Here is a 20,392-nt window from a genome sequence, read left to right on the forward strand (position 1 = left end):
CGCGCATGGCATCCCCAGGCGCCCGCCTCGATGACAGGCCCGGCGTAACCGTCCGCTGTCAGGAGAACCCCTCTGTGGACGTGACGTTCTGCGACCGGTTCAGCTTCGACACGGACTCCGTGCGCTATGCCGTCGAGCTGCGAGCCCCGGGGCTGACCGCTCGGGTCGACGAGGTCGTCGCCTGGATCTGGGACAGCGATCTCACGACGTTCCTGGAGGAACTCGCTGCCGAGTACCGAGGGTGGGACGGCGAACGGAGCTGGCAGACCAACGACCGTGACCTGACGGTGTCGGCGGTCTTCCGGTCCAGGGGCCATGTCGGTCTGACCTGGTCCCTGCAGCCGTGGCCGCAGGCCGCCGGCCGCTGGGGCGCCTCAGTGACCACCTGGCTGGAGGCCGGCGAGCAGATGACGTCCCTTGCAGCCGACGTTCGACACTTCCTCACCGGAGAGCAGTCGTGACGTCCGGCATCCGAGCCACCCAGGCCGGCTCACCGCTGTAGCCCACGCCGGAGAGGCAGGAGAGACCTCCGGCGTGAATTATCACGCCGTGATAATCGCCACGACTGACGCCCCACGCGCCGCCCGCCTCCACTCCCGGCATGTCGGGCTCCGGTCCCGGACGTGTCCGCTCGGCAATGCAGTTGCCCTGTGCGGACATTGCTTCTCCTGCTGACCGGGGCCCCGTCCCTGCCCTGCCCTGCCCAGGATGACGGAAACCCGTTGGCTCCTCCGTCGCCGAACTGCGACGATGCCCTCGTTCCCAGCCCGGAGGACGTGTGATCGTCTTCGTATGTGCGGAGTGCGGCGCCGAATTGACCGCGCCTCTGTCCCAAGTCGCCCTGCCCGCTCACACTCATCAGAACTATGGGGACGGAGTCCAGCTCCCCGTGCTCATGGAGCCCGGCACGTTCGCCGTGGAGTCGGAGTCCTGGGGGCCGTCATGGCCCAGCCGGGAGAAGGGCGCCCCGGATGCGGCGGCCGTCCTCGGTATCCACGCGTCCGCTGACGGGCTGCTGTCCGGCAACGTGACCGACTCGTTCGTCGTCGCCCCGGGAGACACTCGCGGCACCGTGCTGATCCCGGAGAAGAGCAGTGGCTACTGCTGCGGCCTCGACGGAGCCGACGGTCCCAACATGGCCTGCGAGGTGTGCGGCCTGCCGGTGGCGAGCAGGATCGACGACTGCTCGCTCTGGCAGGCGGTGTGGCTCGCCTCGAACGCCGTGCACCGGCACGCCGTCAGCGATGCCACCCCCGCACCGCTTCCCTGGGCAGACGTGACAGCCGCGGCGGTGGGCACGCCTCCGTACGAGCCGATCACCTCGTGGGGAGGACGACAGCTCGGGCTGTACCACTGGTGGTCATGGAGCCCGCAGTGGGAGGCGGCAGCCGGCCAGGCGCTCGCCCACCTGCTCACGGCCTCTGGAGGCCAACCCGTGTCCGTCCCGCACGGTCTGACCGCGGAGGTCTTCCAACGCGCCCTGAATGCACTGCTTTCCACGGACGGCCCGACCTTGCACGCCGCCCTGGCCGGTCCGAACCTGCCCTCTCCCGACACAGACGCCGGCCTCCTGCTCGTACCGGAGCATCCACAGACGGGGGAGCCATGGGCCCCGGCCGGAGGTACCTCGGCGTACCTGGTCCCGCTGCCGCTCGGTGTGTGGCTGTGGCTGGCCTTCCCCGAGCCTCACCTGCCCGCAGACCCTCCGCCGCAGGCCCTGCCCCGCGAACTCCTCCGGGACGACCCGCCCTCGCCTCGGCCCGGGCACCTGTTCCGAATCGACGCGGGAGTCTTCCAGCACACCCTGCTGCGGCTGCCGGGCGCCTGTGATCCGTGGCTGCACAAGGTCCTTGAGAACCTGCCGACGCACGTGCGCACCGGCCTCTTCTGAGCACGTCGCGAGGGGCGTGGCTTGGGCGTTCGCGCACGGGGGCAGCCACCGAGCCGCCTCCAGCGGGAGGGATTATCACGCCGTGATAATTGCCTGCCCAGCAGATCCGTGATGCTCAGGCTGATTCGCCGGCGGAGAAACGATCCGACTCCAGAGTCGGATCGCTTCACATCTTGATTCGCTGCAGCGCTGGGAAGCACGACTTGCCGTACGGAGGGGGAGGGGAGCTGCTCCCACTGGATGCGCGTCCGGAGGGGCGGCGTCTTCACTCGCCTTGGGGCGGGGCACACCCACGAACGTCCGGCTTGGATTATCACGCCGTGATAATCGGCGGCTGCTTGTCGAGCTCGAGCGGGCCTTGAAGTGGGATGGATCCCGCATGCCCCCCAACACCTGGCCCTCGGGAGTGAAGTACAAGGCCAGGGGTGGGGGGCGGCAATCGCCGTCAGGCGAAGAGGTCGTACGTGTGGTTCCCGTAGAAGACGGTCGGCACGTTGGAACGGACGGCGAACGGCGTACGCCAGGCCCCTGTAGCCCGGTGGAGGAAGGGGGAGGTCGGCTCGTTCCGATTGATCCCGTACAGATCGGGCCGGTCGTCGAGGTTGGCGTCGCCGATGTTGACGAGGTGGGTGTAGGCGTTCCAGCCGCCTCCGATACGGCTTCGCGGGGCGAAGTGGCCGTCGCCGTATCCGAGGTAGAGCCAGAGGACGCCGGAGCGGTCGCGGGCGACGAGGTCTCCTGCGGGGGCGCCGGCGACGTCACCGACTGCGAGGATCTGGTTGTACGTGCCCCATCCGCCGGTGCCGATCTTCACCCGCTTCTCGAAGGGGGCTTTGTAGTTGCCGGTGCCGCGGTACAGCCACAGAGCACCGGACTTGTCGGCGGCGACGAGGTCGGCCCGGCCGTCGCCGTTCAGATCGCTGCCGCCGGTCAGCTGGACATACGTGTTCCAGCCGCCGCCGATTCTGATGCGAGATGCGAAGGGGGACTTGCTGTCGCCCGTGCCCAGGTAGAGCCAGAGCACTCCGTTGCGGTCGCGGGCCACCACATCGTCCACGGGGGCCCCGCCGAGGTTGCCGGACGCCTCGATGCGGTCGTAGACGTTCCAACCCCCTCCGACGATCGTCTGAGGGTTCTGGTAGAGCTCGTCGTAGGACTCGTAGGTGGTGTCGGAGAGCCACAGCCGTCCGGCTGTGTCCCGCTCGAGGATGTCGGGCTGGCCGTCACTGTCGTAGTCGTGCGTGCCGGACTTGCGTTTGACCGTGAACGATCCGGAGGCGGACAGGTCGGGGCCGATGCCGTTGCGCGGCCTGACGTCGATGCGCCACGTGTAGGTGCCCGCCGAGGCCGGTGTGTAGAAGTCCGGGTCGTTGTGCCACGCGAGTTCACCGTCCCAGTCGAAGGAGAAACCGTGCGGGTCGTCGACGCTCGCGTACGGGTGCAGCGATGTCTGCTTCGTCTCGCCGGTGTATGTGTTGCGCAGGGTGACGTCCACCAGCACGTTGAGCCGGGACAGTCGCCATGCGAACCGGGCAGGGCCGGTAGCGTCGAGGTCGATCACCTCGGGGACCGAGTCCCCAAGGAAGGTGACTCCCACCGACTCCCCACTGCTCGCCGCCCGGGTGGCGACCGGGGCTCCCGCAGATCCCATGGAGACCCGGTACAGGCCCTCACCGCCGCTGACCGTGCCGCCGCTCGCGTACAGGGTGCCGTCGGGGGCCGTGGCCACTTCGCCCGTGTGGTCGAGGAGCTTGCGAGTGGCGTCCGTGGTGAGGTTGCGAGCCGTGAGGGCGTACAGCGGGTTCGGATTGTCTTCCCAGGCCAGGTCGCTGTTCACGCCGTAGGTGACCCAGTTGCCCACCAGCCCGACCGCCACGTCGCCGCGCACCTTGCCGAGTACCGTGCTCCGGTCGGGACCGGGGTTCGTGCCGCGGGCGGTGACGACTACGCGGTCCGTGCCGTCATCGTCCGTCTCGTGCCAGGCCACGTGCGTGTCGGACACGGCGACGGAGTCGGAGGCGGACCGCATGTCGTGGCGCTGGACCACGGTGGCGGTGGCCAGGTCGACCAGGGCCCACTGCCAGGTGCGCGACGTCTGGTAGACCAACACCGCGTGCTCGGGAGTGGCCGCGGCCAGAGTCGCCTCCTTGGCGTCAACGGGCAGGCCGGTCACCAGGCGCTTCGTCACCTTGCCGTCGTCGGCCGTCTCGAGCAGCCGCACATCCTGATCGCCGGCGGCGTTCGCGCTCCGCACGAAGTACTTGAAGCCGACGCACCCGGCCAGGATGCCGCCCGGAACGTAGAGGTGGGGAGAGATCGACACCGATCGTTGCGTGCTCATGTCACGCAGCTCGGTGATCTTCGCGCTGCTCTCCCAGTGCACGATCTCGACCACGTCCGACGCCAGCGTGGGGGAAACGGAGGCATCCACGTACCCGCCGGCCCAGGATTTCGCCTTCACCACGCTCGTCGAGCCGTCGGCGAAGCTGGTCCACAGGGGCTTGCCATTCTCGTGTACCAGGAACCCACTCGACCCGACACTGTTCAGCCGGCTCCCGCTCACGCTCGGATAGGGAACCTGAACCTCGGCGGCTTTCGCGGCTGTGACCGGCATGGACGAGGGCTCCGACACGGGCGCCGCCACGGCATGGCCGCCGACCAGGACCACCGCGAGGACAGTGCCGATGGCAGCGGTGAGCCGCAGCCCCAAGACATGAGAACGGTGCAACGTACATTCCCTCCCCGGTAAGAACCGCGGCAAGGACGTGTGCGCGCGGCGACGCGCGCGACGACCGTTGGCCCCCACCCCCGTGTCGCCGCACGCGATGATCAGCTCGGACGATAACAGCGCGCACCGACAGCGAGCGAGACTCCTGGTACGTGCACCAGCGCGGCAAGCAGCCGTCGCGCTTGGAGTTCCGCACCGGCACCGGCCGTCCTGCTGTCACTCAGGACTGGCTTGGAGCGTCGGCGAGCGTCTGCCTCGGGCTTCCGGTGACCGAGGTACCTGGGTCGGACGGGCGCTGTGGCGCCGGATTATCACGCCGTGATAATTGCCCGCCGCAGCAGGTCCAGGAAGCCTCCGCTGCTGGACTCGTGGAGAGGCGATCCGACTCCGGAGTCGAATCGCCTCACAGCACCGGCCCCTTCAGCCGCCGACGGCCCGCAGGTGACGTCCGGCCTGGCCCCGGTCCTCGAAAAGGGCCGGGGCCAGCCGGTAGTGCTTGACGCTTCCCACACTGCCGGTCACCTCCAGCCAACCCGCCTCGAGCAGTTCCTTCCGCGTCCGGGACAGCACCGGCGGGGTCATCCCCGCCGTGGCGGCCAGCGTGCTGGCCTTGATCATCACCGTTCCGTCGGGACGCTGTTCCGAGGATGCGTAGAGCATGACGACGATGCGCTGGTTCGGGCTGAGGACGCGCCCGGTCTTCTTCAGCAAGTACTGCACGTCTGCCGCGTCGTGAATCCTCATCAGGCCTCGCCCTTCTTCCCACGCCGACGATTACGGGGCTCGCGCACCTTGGTCTCCGGAGGGTTCCAGTCCTTCACGGCTTCGCGGTGGGCGAAGCCGGTACCGATGAATGCAAGGTAGGGCGTGCACCTGTAGAAGGTGGTCCGCCCCAGCCCGCCCGCCTCAACAAGCAGCCGAGCCTGCTTGAGTACTTTCACTGCCCTGGACAGAGCATCCGCGCTCATGCCCAGCTCCTCTGCGATGGCGGAGCCCGTACGCATGACGGCCTCCTCGCTCGTCTCCGTGGCGAACCAGTACCAGACGAGGACGCGAAACTCCCGGTCGGTCAGACCGGATGCGGCCGAGGCGAGCTCCCGGCCCTTGCGGATGCCCACGTTGATGTGAGCGCCGTCGAACGCATAGTTGGCGCGGGGTACCTCCTCGAACTCTCCTGTGTCCTGATCGACCAGGGCGAGGATCTTTCGCGCCTGCTCTGCCATGTGAGGGCCGTCCCTGCAAGTCGGTTTGGGGGTGGCAAGTGATCGGACTCGGGGAACGGATCACTTACCAGGAAGAGCATTACCACATTGCTAAGCGATCCCGCTGCACAGTCGGATCGCTGGGCTATGTGCGCAGGAGGCAGAAGTGTGCACATAGCTAACTGATCCGACTCTAGCGTCGGATCAATCCGATCCTGGAGTCGGGTTGATCCGACTCTGGAATCGGGTAACCCGACTCCAGGATCGGCATACCCGATCCTGGAGTCGGGTCGTCTACTGCGTTTCCGCAGGTCAGAGGCGTCTTCGGGGTTACGCCCTCTTAATGCATGAAGGTGCCCAAGGTTCCGCATCCCTGGGGAGGCCCTGCGGGCCGACGCAGGCGTCGGTCCTCGGGCGTGTCGGGTATCAGCCGTCAGTGCCCTGCGGGTTGACCGGGGCTCAGCTGACCTGGCAACTGGAAAGGGTGGCTGGTCGAGTCTGTGGTCCAGGTGGCATACGCGCACCTGCTCGGTCGGCGCCCGCGCCGTCGTGGCGGACTGGTTTGTGGCTGGGGTCTTCATGGGCTTCCGGGCCGGGCCATCAACGACAGCGGACACCGGAACACGGCAGGGACGTGCTCAAGGTCGGGTGCAGGGCCAATGACTCCTCCCACTCGGCTCTAACTTGGAGGGATGAGCGATCAACGGAACCTGGAAGCGGCCTGGATGCGACTCACTGCCTGGCTGAAGGCGAACGCGCCGGTCTCCTACGCATCGCTGCTACCTGGCGCCCCGGAAGTGGCCGTTGTGTCGGCCGACGCAGCACTGAGGCAACATCTGGGTTTCTCACTTCCTGCCGAGCTGGCCGCGCTGTGGCGGATATGTGGTGGCGTAGAGCACCAGGAGCTCGAGGACGACGAGGAGGGCGAAGTCGGCTCGGGGGCGTTTCTTCCCGGCGGGGTGATCATGTCCCCGCTGGACGCGCTGAGGCCCCGGTTGCCCGACCGTGCCGACCCCGACTGGTGGGGCGGCGCCCCGGTGGTGCCATGGCTGACCGGCGACGAGGCAGGGCCCGAATCCGGGCACTGGGTGGGCGACAACGGCGTGGGCCGGTGGAGCTTGGACAGCTTGATCGACGTCGGGCGGAAGGCCGCGTACCCGTCGATCGCCGCCTACTTGGATGCGGTCCATCGCACGCTGACCGACGGTCCGGCCGATGCGATGGGCCCGGGCGTGCCGGGCGTGGTGTGGGGGTGCTTGATATGGGATTGGCCTGAAGTGCCGTTGCTGGACGAAGCGTTGCCGTACTGGACACCCGTCCACTGACACCGCCGCTGGACCTGGGGATCCTTGCCGGACCGGCAGAGCCCCCAGAAAGGCTGGGCGAGGTCACCTGTACTCCCGCCGCGCGTGCGCGCCTCAGGCAAGAGTCGAGGGGGAGCGGCGTCGGTGGCAGCCGCCATGATGGACGTGTGGACTACAGCCTCGTCATCGCAGCCGCTCAGGCGGCCGGCCCTTGTCCGGTCGGAGAAGAACCGTCCTGGGGCCGTCGCGTGCACGCCCTGACCGTCGACCTGCATCTGATCGCCCAGCAGGCGGCGCAGGACATCGACCGGTTGGAGAGCGCCTCGCGGTTCGTGGCGTTCCTGGAGGACGTCGGGATCGAGGAGTCCAGCCGCCGGGGCCTGCTCACCCTGCGCTCTCCGGCCGGGGAGACCGAGCACATCCGGACCGAGCAGCAGGAGACCGACCGGGGCCGCGACCTCATCGAGCGGGCCCGCGGCCTGCGGGGGCGATGGGTGCTGGTCTTCCGGTACAACGAGAAGGCTTCCGCGACCAGGAGCGTGCGCATGCTCGCCCACCTCATGGATCTGGGCGACGGCGCCATCGCCGTGAACCTGGCGAAGAAGATCCTGCTCGACGACGCCGACGGAGCCGTCCCCCGCGCACAGGCCGCCTGGGCCGAGGCAGGCCTGCCGGACTCCGGCGCGGTCTCCGTCGAGCAGTTGCAGCAGGCCAGGGCCGGGCTGCGCGGCGAGTGAACGGCCTCGGCTCCCGGTTCGGGTCAGTCGGCGCGGAGCAGGGTGTGCAGTTCGGTGGTGTCGATCAGGTGGGCCCGTGAGGGAAAGACCTGGTGGAGCAGGACGTTGTGGACTTCGGTGTCCGGGTCGGCCACGCCGTCGGACAGGACGTAGAGCAGGTAGTCGCGGTCGGCCGCGTCGGTGACGGTGGACAGGACGGCGCCGCTGGTGCTGACGCCGGAGACGACCAGAGTGGTGATACCGCGCTCGCGTAGCCGCTGGTCGAGGTCGGTGGTGGACATACCGCCGTAGCGGACCTTGCGTACGACGATGTCGCCGTCCCGGGGGGCCAGGCGCTCGTGGACGGCAGTGGCAGGGTCCTCGTGGTGCATGACGCGGTGTCGGGCCAGCGGGGCGAAGGACTTATTGGAGGCCGGGACCGCGTCCCAGTCGGCGTCGGTGAAGGCGACGCGTACGTAGGCGATGGTGCCGCCGTGTGCGCGGACGTCGGCGATGGCTCCTTCCACGCGGCCGAGCAGGGCGTTTCGGGCCTCGCCTTCGGGCACGAAGGCCAGGATCGCGGGCTGGTGGTCCAGGACGAGAAGAGCGGTGCGGGTGGGGTCGAGTGCGGGGGCGGTGCTCACGCGAGTGTTCTCCTTGCTGGCGGTGTGCCCGTCGACGCGGACGCGCACCGGTGGACACGGCTGAGGGCTGCGGACTTCAGCGGTGCGTCGCGGCGTCTCATGAGTGGCTGCGGGACAGTTCCGGCTCGTGCCGCGACGTCTGGTCCTGCCGGGGAAGCAGGAGCGGGGTGGTCAGGACGAGCAGTCCCGCGACGGTGAGCGCGGTGCGTGGGCTGGTGGCGTCGGCGAGCAGTCCGGCGAGTGCGGTGAGGACGGCGATGGACGCCTGCTGGCCGATCGACCAGGCCGTCAGGGTGCGGGCGACGAGATGCTGGGGGGTGTGTTCGAGCCGGTAGGTGGCGAGCACCGGGCTGTACAGGCTCATGTTGACGATGATCGCCAGCTCGACGGCGATCACGGTGACGAGGCCGACGACGCCGGGACGGACGAAGACCAGGCCGATCAGCCAGATGGCGCGCAGGGTGCCGACGGTCCGGAAGACCCGGTGCCGGCCGAAGCGGGCCACGACGCGGCGGGCCAGCCGGGAGCCGATGAGTCCGCCGAGGCAGGGGGCGGCGAAGGCGAGGGCGTACTGCCAGGGTGGGAATCCGAGTTGGCGCAGCAGGAGCACGGCCAGCAGCGGTTCGGTGGCCATGATCAGACCGGCGACGAGTATCTGGTTGAGGTAGAGAGGCCGCAGGCCGGGGTGGGCCATGATGTGTCGCCAGCCGTCGAGCAGTGCGCCCGCCCGGACCGGGCTCTTGCCGGTCGTTCGCGGTGCTTCTTCCTGGCGGCGGATCGCGGTGATGCCCAGGGCGGAGAGGAGGTAGCTGAGCGCGTCGGCCACCACGGTGGTGACCGGCCCGAGCAGGCCGATCGCGGCCCCGCCCAGCGGTGGTCCCACTGCGATGGAGCTCCAGTTCGTGGACTCGAACCGCGCGTTGGCGACGAGCAGGTCGTCCGGTCGGACGAGGGCCTTGAGGTAGGCGCCGCTGGCCGCGTTGAAGGCGATCTTGGCCGCGGCGACCACGGCCGAGACGACCAGCAGTTGGACGAAGCCGAGCCGTCCGAAGGCGTAGGCGACGGGGATGGTCGCCATGGCCGCGAACCGGACCAGGTCCATCATGATCATGACCGGGCGCTTGCGCCGGAACTCCATCCACGGCGCGAGCGGCACCGCGATCAGCGCACCCACCGCAGGCCCTGTCGCGGACAGCACGGACACCTCGGCGGGTCCGGCGTGCAGCACCAGCACGGCGATCAGTGGCAACGCCCCGAACCCGAGCCCGGACCCGTAGGCGCTCACCGCGTAGGACGCCCACAGCCAGCCGAACTGCCGGCCCAGCCGTCTCCTGCCCACCATGCCCGGCGCACTCCCTTGGCTCACCCAAACAAACCGGCGTTGACCAATGAGAGACAAGCGGGCGGGACAACAGCAGGTCAAACAACTGACGTGCCGGTCACTCACAACTTCTGGTTGTTCTCCAAGGTGGATCGGTGTGGACCGGCCGGTTCAGCCCGCACGCCGATTCGAAGGTCTCCGGGTCACGCATCGTCCTCCGCCGACCGTTCCAGGTACGCCCGGTTGTCCTCGATGAGGCCGTCCAGCGCGTCCCTGGCGGCGGCGAGGCCGTCGATGGCCTGGGACAGCCGGGCCCGCTCGCGGTCCATGATCTCCAGAGCCTGCCGCGCCCGGCCCTCGTTCGGCTCGGCCATGCAGGGCACCATCTCGGCGATGGTGCCGCTGGACATGCCCGCCGCCAGAAACGCCTGCACGAGGCGCACCCGCCGGACGTGCTCGTCCTCGTAGTGGCGCTGTCCGCTGGGCGAACGGGAGCTGACGAGCAGTCCCTGCTCCTCGTAGTAGCGCAGCGACCGACGGCTGGCTCCCGTCCGGGCGGACAGGTCACCGATCCGCATGCCGAACTCCCCCCATGCTCTTGACGACTTGCCCCTCACATTGATGTGAGCTTTTAGGTTAACTCCATGCTGAAGCTCATCTTCATGATCAACCGCGTCGAGGGAATGTCGTACGAGCGTTTCGTCGAGTACCACCGGGACCGGCACGCGCCGCTGTTCACCTCCATCCCGGAGGCGGGAAGCTACGTGCGCAGGTACACCGTCTCCCACCCGGTCCCCGCCGAGAACTACCCGCCCCGGGCCTACGACGGCCTGACGGAGATCTGGTTCGAGGACTGGGAGGACCACGATGCCTTCTTCACCTCCGAGAACTACCGGACGCTGGTCAACCCCGACGAAGCACGCTTCATCGACATGGACTCGGTGGCCGTGATGGTCACCGAGGAGAAGGAGGTCGTCCGACGGACCGACCCGGCAGACGGACACCACCGCCGAGAGGCGGTATCGGCAATAACAGCAAGAAGCTAGAGGGACCCGCCCGGGGCCGCAGGCCCCGGTTCCCGGGTCGCACGGGGGTCGTACAAGGACCGTACCGGGCCTGCACGGACCGTTTTGGTCCGACACGGACCGGGACGGGACCCGCAGTCGGACAGGTGAGGCGGCGTGTTCGCTTCTTGCTGTTATTTCGAATGTCAGGAAGACTGTTCCCGCCGGCTTCCGTACGCTGTCGGACATGCCGACCCCGCCGCGCACCGCCGACGCCCGCACCGCCATCGGCACCTTCGTCCAGGCCCAGCAGGACGCCGGATACGCCGGCCCGACCGTGCGCCTGCGCGGCACCCTCCTCGTCGAGTACCTGGAACACGTCCTCGGCGAGGAGGAGACCACCTCCCTCACCGCCGAAGAACTGGTGCGGCCCGAGCGCGCGGACTCCTGGCTCGACGCCGCCGACGCCGGCGAGACCCGCCGCCGCAACACCCTCGCCGGACCCGACGCCCCCGCCGCCCACGACTCCCAGCGCGCCCGCATCCAGACGTACAACACCTTCGTCGGCCACCTCGGCCTGCCCGGCCTCCAGCGCCCCTGCCCGGCCCCCGGCCACGGCGACCGCCTCGAACCCCACCAGGCCCACACACTGCTGCACACCCTCGCCGTACGGCGCCCCACCGGAGCCAACGCCGCCACCGCCCTCCGCACCGCCGCAGTCGCCGCCCTCGTCGCCGCCACCGGCCACTCCGTACCCCAACTCCACAGACTCGACGTCACCGACGTCGACCTGGAGCGCCGCCCCGTCCCCGTCGTGACCGTCGCCGGCACCGACCACCCCCTCGACAAACACACCGCCGACATCCTGCGCCGCTGGCTCGACGCCCGCGCCCGCATCACCGCGGCCCTCGAAGGCAGCGACCCCGGCTACCTGTGGATCCCCACCAAACCCGGCCGCGAACGCGCCGGCGTCCAACCCCCCAAACCCGGCCTGACCCGCGCCGCCGTACGCACCCTCCACGCCGCACACCGCACCCTCGTCCTCCAGGTCGTCGGCGTACCCCTGCGCCCCTACGCACTCCTGCCCCGCCCCTGACCCCGCCCCCCTCCCGACCCGCTCAACACGGGTACGGAGTCCGCCTGCTGCTCCCCCGGAACCGGTTGACGAAGTCGGACATCACAGCAGCGACGGGAGCGTTGCGGGCGATGACCTCCGCCGTCGCTTCCGGCAGGCCCGCGGGGTGTGCGGGACGTGCGGGGCGCCGGCCATCGGCGTAGGCCCGCACCAGGGCGTAACGGCCCTCCCGGTCCTGCACCGGACAGCCGTGCAGAGCGGTGACGAGCCAGTTGACCAGGTACATGGCGGTGTACGAGCGGTCGTAGCTCCGATGCCGGCCGAAGAAGTCGGTCTCCTCCGGTGACAGGTCGAAGCCGGACGACACGGCGAGGCCGAAGTCCGCGAAGTAGAGGCGCCGGCCATCGGTCAGGATGTTCTCGAAGTGGGCGTCGAAGTGCAGCAGCCCGCGGCCGTTCATGAACGCGGTGCCGTCCTCCAGCGCCGACTCCACCATGACGGACGCCCGGTCGGTGCTCTCGCCTCCTGCCTCGACCCGGGCGCCGAGCCACTGGTGCAGGTTCTGCGGGATGTACTCCAGGAAGAGCGCGACGCTCGCCGAGGCCCGCCGAAGGGCGTGGATCCGCCCGCGCACCTGCGGCGCGCCGCCCCAGTAGGCGACGGCCCGTTCGACGTCGGCCAGTTCTGCGGGCAGCGGCGTCGAGTCCGGCAGCACACGCCAGTGGTACATCAGCGGGAAGCCCTCGTGTTCCGCCGCGAGCACCCAGTCCGTCGTCATGATGTGCGCCGCCAGTTCGCGCCAGGCTCCGAAGCCCGGCCCACCGAGGGCACCGACGCCGTAGTGGCAGAAGAGCGGCAGATCGAACAGGTTCGCCGTGGACCGGACGTGTTCGGGGCGACGCTCCAGGTCGGTGAGAGGCACCCGCTTCACGAAGACCGGCGTGCCGGCGACGTCCACCAGGACCGACGTGCCGCCGATACCGGAACCGACCGGTGCGGCCCTGCCCAGGAGCTCGTGCAGGGCGTGGTCGCTGTACGAGGCGAGGGAGGCGGAGACGGCCGCGTGGGCTTTCAGGCGCGCAGCACGCGACATGTCTGGGTGTCTCATTGTGTCTCTCCCCGGGTGCCGAACGGCCATGATCCCTGGCCCTGGCCCTGGCCCTGGCCCTGGCCCGTCAGCATGCCAGCCCCTGACACTGGTGAGCTCGTGTAACGAGCGGACAGACGGCGCCCGCTCCCGCGTACTCGTGGGAGCGGGCTCTCGGTCACCCCTGGTTCTCGACCTCCTCCAGCTTCGCCGCACCCGCCGTCTTCGCAGGTGTGGAGGCGTCTCGTATGCTGACCCCGTGGAGCGGGGGAAGTTGTTCGCGGACCGTTACGAGCTGATTGACCGTCTGGGCCGAGGCGGCATGGGCGAGGTGTGGACCGCGCGGGACCGCGTGCTCCACCGTGAGGTCGCACTCAAGCTGCTGGATCCCGACGGGATCGCCCAGGCCGACCTGCCCCGGCGGTTCGAGCGCGAGGCGGTCGCCGCCGCCCAGATCATCCACCCCAACGTCGCCGCCCTGTACGACCGGGGCATCCACGACGACGTGTTGTTCCTGGTCATGGAGAAGGTCGACGGCCAGACACTCACAGCGCGTCTCCAGGCTGAGAATCCCTTACCCCTGACGCGTGCCGTGGCCATCGCCAGCGGCATCTGCGCCGCGCTGGAAGCCGCCCACCGGGCCCAGGTCATCCACTACGACATCAAGCCTCACAACGTCATCCTCACCGGCGACGGACTGGTGAAGGTCATCGACTTCGGGATCGCCGGGTTCGTCCAGGCCGCGTTCACCGTGGCGCGCTCCACCCAGCTGACCCCGGCCGGAACGCCGGAGTTCGGCGCACCGGAGCAGTTCCTCACGGAACGCGGCGACGAACGCTCCGACCTGTACGCACTCGGTGGGACGCTCTTTGCGATGCTCGCCGGCCGGCCGCCCTTCACCGGGCACAACAGCCTCGCGGTCGTGCGGCGCAAGCTCGACGAGGAGGCCCCGCCCCTCGACGCGTTCCGCCCCGGCCTGCCGCCGGAGCTCACCGCGCTCGTCGCCGAACTACTGGAGCGCGACCCCGACCGGCGCCCCCAGTCGGCACAGCAGGTCCAACAGCGGCTTCAGGCGCTCCTGGCCTCGTGCGCGGCAGCGGAAGCTCCCACCGCGACGATGCCCCCGACCCCGCGTACCCGTCTGATGGACGACACGCAGCGCGCGCCCCGGTCGCCCTCTCCCGACTCCTGGAACCGCGCCTCCACCGACGAGACACCGTTCACTGCGGACGCCCTGTTGCCGCGGCGGTTCACCAACGACATGAACATCGAGTTCGCCCGGATCGCCGCGGACACCCGCCTCTCCCGTGAAGCGGGCCCCAGCGACCTGGTCGGGGAACTCGCGCGCCGTGACTGTTCCGGATTGGTCGTCGGCGTCTACGTGGAGCAGCCCGGTCCCCACGCCACGCCCGGGAACCCTGTCTACGTCTGCGTCCAGGTCTTCGCGTTCCCCGACTGGGCGATGGCCCGGGACGCGCACGGGTACCTGGGCGACGGGGGCGGGGTCTGGCGCCTCACCCTCTGGAGCGCCCGCGACGGGGGCGGCCTCACCCCCAGTCCCGACGAGGTCCACCGCAGCCACCGACGGCGGTACAGCTGGAGAGAAAACCGCTACCTGAGGGTGGCGGTGGCCTACCGCGCCGACCTCACCAACGACGGCTCCATCGGGCCCTGGCTCGACTCAGCCGCCCGCAGGGCCGCGCTCTCCGCCGGGCCGCAGAACCACGACGGCTAGTCCGGCTCTCCCTCGTCGTCGTCCTCGCCAGCTCGGGTGGGTCAGGGTCGCGCAGCGGGCACGATGGCGTTGAGGACCAGGCCGAACGCGCCGAGCTGGTCCTCCATGCCGTCGCGCTACGCCTGGTGGATGGTGCCGCGCTTGCCATGGCACACCTCCCGGGCCAGCTTGTGGCGGGACTCCTGCACGGTGAGCTGCCGGTTCATCTGCCGGCGGTAGGTACCGCTTGACCACCGACGGGTCCTCGATGCCGAGCTGCACGGCCAGGTCCCCCCTCCGGTGCGAAGCCCGTCGTCGATGACGTGGTCGCGGCGCCGGAGGAGGACCCGCGCGGCTCGGCGTTCGGGTCCAGCGAGCTGCCGCTGGCCCTGGCCGGTGTGATCGCCGGCGCCGGCGTCACCCTGCTGGGACTGCGCGGTTCGCGTGCCGTCGTCGCCCTCGCCGGTGCGGCATCCGGCATCGGCCTCGTCGGCGCCGCGATCACGGACAGCTGGCTCGGCGTCCTCGGCGGCACCTGGTGGGCGGAGGCCGGGGCCTACGCCCTGACGGCGCTGGCAGGCAGCGCGGTGGTGGCCGGGTGCGCTGCCGTGCTCGGAACCGCCGGGATCGGCCTGGGAGCCGTGATCAACGTCTTCCTCGGCAACCCGTTCTCCGGCGTCACCACCGCACCGGAGATGAGCGAGGACAGTGAGGGCCGTGAGGTGCCGTTCTCCCGTCTTCCGCGATCACGGCGATGCGTGCGCCGGCGCGCAGCGCGAGCGCCGGCACCGGGTTACTCGGTGCCATCGGCCGGCAGGCGCTCCGGCAGTCCGAGCCGCGGGAACCGGTCGGCGTGGAAGGTGGTGATCTCGGTGATCGCCCCGCCGGTAACGCGCAGGACGTCGATCGTCAGCGGCAGGTACGCGCCCTCGGACCGCTGCCAGAGGTAGAAGGCCAGGGCGGGCTGCCGGTTCACCGAGGTGGGAACGGCGCGCAGGCCGGTCATGCCCTCGAAGCCGCTCTCGACCAGGAAGTCCACCACCGCGTCGCGGCCGACGTACAGGCCGGGCGTGGGCGGCATCGAGAAGCGGACGTCGTCCCGCAGCATCGAGGCGAGCGCCTTGACGTCCGTGGCCACGCTGGCCTCGGTGTAGCGGTGCACCAGCTCGCGCATGGTGGCGTCCTCCTCTCCGCCGGTCCAGTCCTGCCGCTCCGCGGGCAGGTGTTCGCGCATCCCGGCCCGGGCGCGTTGCAACGCGCTGTTCACGGAGTTGACGGAGTCGCCGAGGAGTTCCGCGACGTCCTTCGCCGGCCAGCCGAGCACGTCCCGCAGGATCAGTACGGCCCGCGGGCGCGGCGCGAGGTGCTGGACCGCGACCAGGTACGCCAGCTCGATCGTCTCCCGCGCGACGGCGAGGGCCTCCGGCTCGTCCGCGCCGCCCGCGGGCAGTTCGTCGAGCAGCCGGTCCGGGTACGGCTGCAGCCACCGCGCCTCGCCGCCGGTCGCGGGCTCGGGGCGGCGCTTGGCGAGCAGGTCCAGGCAGGCGTTGGTGGCGATCCGGTACAGCCAGGCCCGGAACGTCGACCGCCCCTGGAAGGTCTCCCGCCGCCGCCAGGCACGCAGGAACGTCTCCTGCACGGTGTCCTCGGCGTCCTCGAACGACCCGAGCATCCGGTAGCAGTGCACGTGCAGCTCCCGCCGGTGCCGCTCGGCCAGCCCCGAGAACCCCGACTCGTCGGTCCCGCCCAGACCGCGCGCATCCGGCCCGCTCGTACCCGGCCCGCTCATACCCGGCTCCTCCAGCATGGTGCCCGCGCTCATCGCGTCATCCTTCCGTCTTCCGTCTTCCGTCTCACCCTGTCCGGTCATACATGTGACGGCTGCGGTCGCGAGAACTCATCACCAGGGTCGGTCGGCACCGCTGAGCGGCCGGCATGCCCCGCCGTCCAGGCCGGCGAACGGCCGGGCGGCCACAGATCCCTTTTCTTGAGCGTTCGATCCAGATACGTTACGGTGAGGCCATGGCGAGGACCCGGGAGTTCGACACGGAAGCGGCGGTGAGCCGCGCGATGGAGCTGTTCTGGACGCGCGGCTACGAGGCCACCTCGGTGCGCGACCTGACCGGACACCTGGGGATCGGACAGGGGTCCCTGTATGCCGCGTTCGGCGACAAGGACGGCCTGTACCGGGCGGCACTGGAGCACTACCGCACCACCCTCGCGGCGGCCGCCCTGCGCAGTCTGGAGGAGGGTGCGGACGCCCGGTCGGCGATCCGCGCGATGCTGGTCGAGCGGGTCCGGATCGCCGTGGCGGACGACGGCCGGGGCTGCCTGGTGGTCAACGCCGCCTGCGAGCGCCTGCCGGAGGACGCGGCGACCCGGCGCACCGTGCGCGACATGCAGGACGCCGGCCGGGAGGCGCTCGCCGAAGTGCTGCGGGTCGCGGCGGAGCGGGGCGAGATCGCGGAGCGGCACGACCCGTACGCCCTCGCCGCTTTCCTCGTCACCTTCCTCAACGGACTGCTGGTCTCCGCGAAGATCACGCCGGACGTCCGCACCCTCGAGCCCCTCGTGGAGGTCGCGCTGGCCGCCCTCGACTGACTTTTTCATGCCCGGAATCTGTAACAGACGATCCAGAAAATCACCCCGCCCTGACACCCCACTGCCACCCGCATCGCGACGCACACCGAGAAGGTTGACGAACATGATGTTCGACCACGAAGGAACGCCCGTCCGCACGGGCCGGGCCGCCGTGAACGGAACGAGCCTGCACTACCGCACAGCCGGGTCCGGCCCCGCGGTGGTGCTCCTGCACGGCGTACCCAAGACCGGCTACCACTGGCGCCACCTCGTTCCCGAACTGACGCCCCACTACACCGTCGTCGTGCCGGACCTCCGCGGTCTGGGCGACTCCGCCCGGCCGTCGGACGGCTACGACTCCGCGACCATGAGCGACGACATCGCCGAGCTGATGAACCACCTCGGACACCGGACGTACGCCGTGGCGGGCGAGGACTGGGGAGCGGTGATCGGCTACCAGCTCGCCGCCCGCCACCGCGACCGCGTCACCGCTCTCGTGTTCGCCGAGGCGCTGTTCCCCGGATTCGGCTTCGAGGACCACACGGCCCTCACCCCCGAGAACGTCTCCAGCGGCATGCACCTGTGGCATCTGGGCTTCTACTTCCAGCCCGACGTACCCGAGATGCTGATCGCCGGACACGAGCGCGAGCTGATCACCTACATGATCAAGTACGAGCGCGGCCGGCCCGACAGCGCCACCCCCGACGCGGTCGACGAATACGTGCGCTGCTACTCCATGCCCGGTGGCATCCGCGCGATGCTCTCCGTCTACCGGGCCATGCTCGTCGACGCCGAACAGAACCGGCGGACCGCAGAGAAGAAGCTGGACATCCCGGTCCTGGCGCTGGGCGGATCCGCGTTCATCGGCGACCGCAACGAGGCCCAGATGCGGCTCATGGCTCACGACGTCACCGGGCACGTCTTCGACGCCGGCCACGACCTCGCGGAGGAAGTGCCCGACGAGATGGCCGACGTCCTCCTGCCGTTCCTGGCCACGCACCGGTAACCGCACCCGGCCGCCGGGGCCGGCGGACGGCCGGGGCAGGTCCGTCAGCCCAGCAGTGCGAGCAGCCGTCCCAGCGCCTCCATGACGGGCCTGCCCACCTCGCCCACGGTCGCCGCGATCTGTGAGACGGAGGCGAGGACCATGCCGCGCTCACGCAGGGCGGCCCGGTCGGGGGTGAGCTCGGGCAGCGCGTCCGCCACCGTCCGGGCCTGGTCCGGGGAGAGCTCCGGGCGCAGGTCCTCGAGGAGGCGGGTGAGGTCCGTGACGGCGGCCTGGAGTTCGGCGTCCTGAGCGGTGCCGTCGTTGTGGAGGACGGTGCCGTGGTTGATGCCGATGACCTTCTCGCCGCCGTTCACATTGACGACGTCTCCGTAGTAGTTCGATGTGTCGCTCACAGCTTGATCCCCGTGTTTCCCCTGCCGCCGTTCATGTTGACGACGGAACCGAAGTTGTTCGTGGTGTTGTACTGCTCGAGGACCGCGGAGAACTCGAATTCGGGGTGGTCCATCGCGTACACGATCTGCCCGGCGATCGCCCGCAGTTCATCCATGGTCGGCAGGGTCAGGACCACCCTGGAACCGCTGTTCAGCTCGACGACGAGGACCGGCTTCCTCGACCGGAACAGCACGGCGCAGACAACGGCCAGGGCGAGCACCGCCCAGATGCCCGGGATCGCGGTGCCGTCCCCGTCCGTGGGGTCGCCCCTGGCGGAGACCAGGAAGACGATGAGCGCCAGCAGCAGGAAGTAGACGCCGGCCTTGCCCCAGGCGGGTTTCAGCCTGAACACTTCGACCCAGCTGACGTTGCGCACCGGAACCGCCGCCGAACCCACCCACAGGATCTGCCGCTGGACCCGGAGTTCCAGCGGCTTTCCCCTGCGGGGAGGCAGCGGCATCGGCGGTATCTGCGGTGTCTGAGGAGGAGGCTGCTGCGGCGGCTGAGACGGGGGCCGGGGCGGCGGAAGCGGCGGCGGAGGCCCGGGAGGTGGTACGCCATTGCCGCCTGTGTGGTCCATGGTCCCCCCGTGCTGTCGCCACAACGTGCTGTCGTCACAACCACCTGCGGGGCGCGCGCAGTGCACGTGGCGCAGGAGCATCATTAAGCCTGTGCGGGATCTGGGACGGCAGACGAGATACGGCCAAACCTTCGCCCTGCACCCGCTCCTGCTCCTGCTCCTGCACCGGAAGCGGCCCCCGGGCCTCGACCCGTCCGGGATCATGAAGGATGCTTCCGGACGACTGGCACCTCACCCACGACGTCGACGACTTCCTCGCCCGGGCCGGGGACTTCCTCCGCTCGCGCGCCGCCCTGCACAACACGCCGCTGACGGACCTCGAGAAGCTGCGGACGAGCAGCGGGGCGGCCGGTCGGCACGCCGGCACCGCCGTCTTCGGCCTGCTGGAGTCGGAGGGCGGGGTCCGCGCCGTCTTCTACCTCACTCCCCCGGGGCGCCTGGGCCTGACACCCCTGTCCGCCAAGGAGACCGGGACCCTCGCCGCCCGCCTGGCCTCCCTCGGGCACGCCCCCGCCCACGTCATCGCGGACCACGCCACCGCCGGCGCGTTCGCGACGTCGTGGCAGCGGCACACGGGGGTGCCGTCGGTGCCGTTCTGGCGGACGCATCTCTATCGCCTCGGCACGCTCACCCCGCCGCGGCCGCGCCCCGGGGGCCGGGGCCGCCTCACCACCGGAGAGGACCGCGAGCAAGTCGTCCGCTGGTGCCGTGAGTTCTGCGTCGACGTCGGGGAGCGGCACTCCCTCGGCCTGATCGACGCCGGTTCCTTCGAGGACTCGCGCTTCGGCGACCGGCACTTCACGTTCTGGGAGACCCCGGACGGCACCCCCGTGTCGATGGCCGCCTCGACCACGGTCGTCGGCGGCATGGTCCGGGTGGACCCCGTCTACACCCCGGCCCGCCATCGGGGGCGCGGGTACGCGGGAGCCGTGACGTTCGAGGCGAGCAGGGCCGCGCAGGCCGCGGGGGCGACGGACGTGGTCCTGTTCACCGACCCGGACAACCCCACCAGCAACGCCCTCTACCGGCGCCTGGGGTACGTCCACGTCGACGACTTCGCCGGGTACAGGTTCTCCTACGGTGCTGCGGAGGGCGCCGGGTGAGG

Annotated in this window: 20 protein-coding genes and 1 pseudogene; 10 read left to right on the forward strand and 11 right to left on the reverse strand. The window is 70.0% G+C overall.

Going from position 1 to position 20,392, the window contains the following annotated elements; genetic code table 11:
- The first annotated feature begins 5 nt into the window (after positions 1 to 5).
- Both Sco07f_RS32200 and Sco07f_RS32205 read left to right on the forward strand, forming a co-directional pair.
- Complete coding sequence (locus Sco07f_RS32200) at positions 6 to 461, forward strand: DUF6228 family protein (protein ID WP_167468291.1); 456 nt, start codon at positions 6 to 8, stop codon at positions 459 to 461.
- Between the two features lie 434 nt (positions 462 to 895).
- Positions 896 to 1,891: a hypothetical protein gene (locus Sco07f_RS32205; protein WP_369695802.1), complete on the forward strand. Its 996-nt coding sequence runs from the start codon at positions 896 to 898 to the stop codon at positions 1,889 to 1,891.
- A 445-nt stretch (positions 1,892 to 2,336) separates the two neighbouring features.
- Here Sco07f_RS32205 and Sco07f_RS32210 read toward each other — a convergent pair whose 3' ends face one another.
- From Sco07f_RS32210 to Sco07f_RS32220, 3 genes are all read right to left on the reverse strand, one after another.
- A complete protein-coding gene (locus tag Sco07f_RS32210; protein ID WP_159107000.1) occupies positions 2,337 to 4,454 on the reverse strand; it encodes an FG-GAP repeat domain-containing protein in 2,118 nt (705 codons plus the stop codon).
- A 585-nt stretch (positions 4,455 to 5,039) separates the two neighbouring features.
- Positions 5,040 to 5,363: a cyclic nucleotide-binding domain-containing protein gene (locus Sco07f_RS32215; RefSeq protein WP_232249462.1), complete on the reverse strand. Its 324-nt coding sequence runs from the start codon at positions 5,361 to 5,363 to the stop codon at positions 5,040 to 5,042.
- Entirely contained in the window at positions 5,363 to 5,842 is a 480-nt protein-coding gene (locus tag Sco07f_RS32220) for a MarR family transcriptional regulator (RefSeq protein WP_087793168.1), read from the reverse strand. Before Sco07f_RS32220 ends, Sco07f_RS32215 begins: the two co-directional genes overlap by 1 nt.
- A gap of 671 nt (positions 5,843 to 6,513) precedes the next feature.
- On the opposite strand from Sco07f_RS32220, the gene Sco07f_RS32225 reads away from it, so the two are divergent.
- Together Sco07f_RS32225 and Sco07f_RS32230 are read left to right on the forward strand one after the other, a co-directional pair.
- Entirely contained in the window at positions 6,514 to 7,146 is a 633-nt protein-coding gene (locus Sco07f_RS32225) for an SMI1/KNR4 family protein (protein WP_108989913.1), read from the forward strand.
- Between the two features lie 146 nt (positions 7,147 to 7,292).
- A complete protein-coding gene (locus Sco07f_RS32230) occupies positions 7,293 to 7,862 on the forward strand; it encodes a hypothetical protein (protein ID WP_042821585.1) in 570 nt (189 codons plus the stop codon).
- A 23-nt stretch (positions 7,863 to 7,885) separates the two neighbouring features.
- Here the strand turns inward: Sco07f_RS32230 and Sco07f_RS32235 are convergent, their stop codons facing one another.
- The 3 genes from Sco07f_RS32235 to Sco07f_RS32245 form a co-directional block, all read right to left on the reverse strand.
- The gene (locus Sco07f_RS32235) at positions 7,886 to 8,485 is read right to left on the reverse strand and encodes a cysteine hydrolase family protein (RefSeq protein ID WP_108989993.1); all 600 of its coding nucleotides are present in this window, start codon (positions 8,483 to 8,485) and stop codon (positions 7,886 to 7,888) included.
- Between the two features lie 97 nt (positions 8,486 to 8,582).
- Positions 8,583 to 9,827, reverse strand: a complete 1,245-nt coding sequence (locus Sco07f_RS32240) for an MFS transporter (protein WP_108989914.1) — start codon at positions 9,825 to 9,827, stop codon at positions 8,583 to 8,585.
- A 182-nt stretch (positions 9,828 to 10,009) separates the two neighbouring features.
- On the reverse strand, positions 10,010 to 10,384 hold the full coding sequence (locus tag Sco07f_RS32245; RefSeq protein WP_108989915.1) for a MerR family transcriptional regulator: 375 nt from the start codon (positions 10,382 to 10,384) through the stop codon (positions 10,010 to 10,012).
- A 66-nt stretch (positions 10,385 to 10,450) separates the two neighbouring features.
- Between Sco07f_RS32245 and Sco07f_RS32250 the strand changes: the two genes are divergently transcribed.
- Positions 10,451 to 10,852, forward strand: a complete 402-nt coding sequence (locus tag Sco07f_RS32250; protein ID WP_244942178.1) for an EthD domain-containing protein — start codon at positions 10,451 to 10,453, stop codon at positions 10,850 to 10,852.
- Positions 10,853 to 11,057: 205 nt separating this feature from the next.
- Positions 11,058 to 11,906, forward strand: coding sequence for a hypothetical protein (locus Sco07f_RS32255; protein WP_108989916.1), 849 nt, complete (start codon positions 11,058 to 11,060; stop codon positions 11,904 to 11,906).
- Positions 11,907 to 11,928: 22 nt separating this feature from the next.
- On the opposite strand, the gene Sco07f_RS32260 is transcribed toward Sco07f_RS32255, so the two are convergent.
- The gene (locus Sco07f_RS32260; protein ID WP_244942179.1) at positions 11,929 to 12,978 is read right to left on the reverse strand and encodes a protein kinase family protein; all 1,050 of its coding nucleotides are present in this window, start codon (positions 12,976 to 12,978) and stop codon (positions 11,929 to 11,931) included.
- Between the two features lie 253 nt (positions 12,979 to 13,231).
- Between Sco07f_RS32260 and Sco07f_RS32265 the strand changes: the two genes are divergently transcribed.
- Positions 13,232 to 14,707: a serine/threonine-protein kinase gene (locus tag Sco07f_RS32265; protein WP_159107001.1), complete on the forward strand. Its 1,476-nt coding sequence runs from the start codon at positions 13,232 to 13,234 to the stop codon at positions 14,705 to 14,707.
- 119 nt (positions 14,708 to 14,826) lie between these two features.
- Here the strand turns inward: Sco07f_RS32265 and Sco07f_RS32270 are convergent.
- Positions 14,827 to 14,928, reverse strand: a pseudogene (locus Sco07f_RS32270) (Tn3 family transposase); the annotation flags it as partial.
- Between the two features lie 551 nt (positions 14,929 to 15,479).
- Positions 15,480 to 16,508, reverse strand: a complete 1,029-nt coding sequence (locus Sco07f_RS32280; RefSeq protein ID WP_108989919.1) for an RNA polymerase subunit sigma-70 — start codon at positions 16,506 to 16,508, stop codon at positions 15,480 to 15,482.
- A 200-nt stretch (positions 16,509 to 16,708) separates the two neighbouring features.
- Between Sco07f_RS32280 and Sco07f_RS32285 the strand changes: the two genes are divergently transcribed.
- Both Sco07f_RS32285 and Sco07f_RS32290 read left to right on the forward strand, forming a co-directional pair.
- Positions 16,709 to 17,287 (forward strand): TetR/AcrR family transcriptional regulator, encoded by a 579-nt coding sequence (locus Sco07f_RS32285; protein WP_108989920.1) that lies wholly within the window; start codon positions 16,709 to 16,711, stop codon positions 17,285 to 17,287.
- Positions 17,288 to 17,390: 103 nt separating this feature from the next.
- A complete protein-coding gene (locus tag Sco07f_RS32290; RefSeq protein ID WP_167468292.1) occupies positions 17,391 to 18,272 on the forward strand; it encodes an alpha/beta fold hydrolase in 882 nt (293 codons plus the stop codon).
- 44 nt (positions 18,273 to 18,316) lie between these two features.
- On the opposite strand, the gene Sco07f_RS32295 is transcribed toward Sco07f_RS32290, so the two are convergent.
- The gene (locus Sco07f_RS32295) at positions 18,317 to 18,667 is read right to left on the reverse strand and encodes a hypothetical protein (protein ID WP_054102607.1); all 351 of its coding nucleotides are present in this window, start codon (positions 18,665 to 18,667) and stop codon (positions 18,317 to 18,319) included.
- Positions 18,664 to 19,167 carry a DUF6232 family protein gene (locus Sco07f_RS32300; RefSeq protein ID WP_054102608.1) on the reverse strand — a complete coding sequence of 168 codons (504 nt, stop codon included), beginning with the start codon at positions 19,165 to 19,167 and terminating at the stop codon, positions 18,664 to 18,666. The genes Sco07f_RS32295 and Sco07f_RS32300 overlap by 4 nt, the downstream gene beginning before the upstream one ends.
- A gap of 329 nt (positions 19,168 to 19,496) precedes the next feature.
- Between Sco07f_RS32300 and Sco07f_RS32305 the strand changes: the two genes are divergently transcribed.
- A complete protein-coding gene (locus Sco07f_RS32305; protein ID WP_108989921.1) occupies positions 19,497 to 20,390 on the forward strand; it encodes a GNAT family N-acetyltransferase in 894 nt (297 codons plus the stop codon).
- The last annotated feature ends 2 nt before the right edge of the window (positions 20,391 to 20,392 follow it).

Origin of the sequence: Streptomyces coelicoflavus, from assembly GCF_003112555.1 — a bacterium.
Taxonomy (GTDB): domain Bacteria; phylum Actinomycetota; class Actinomycetes; order Streptomycetales; family Streptomycetaceae; genus Streptomyces; species Streptomyces coelicoflavus.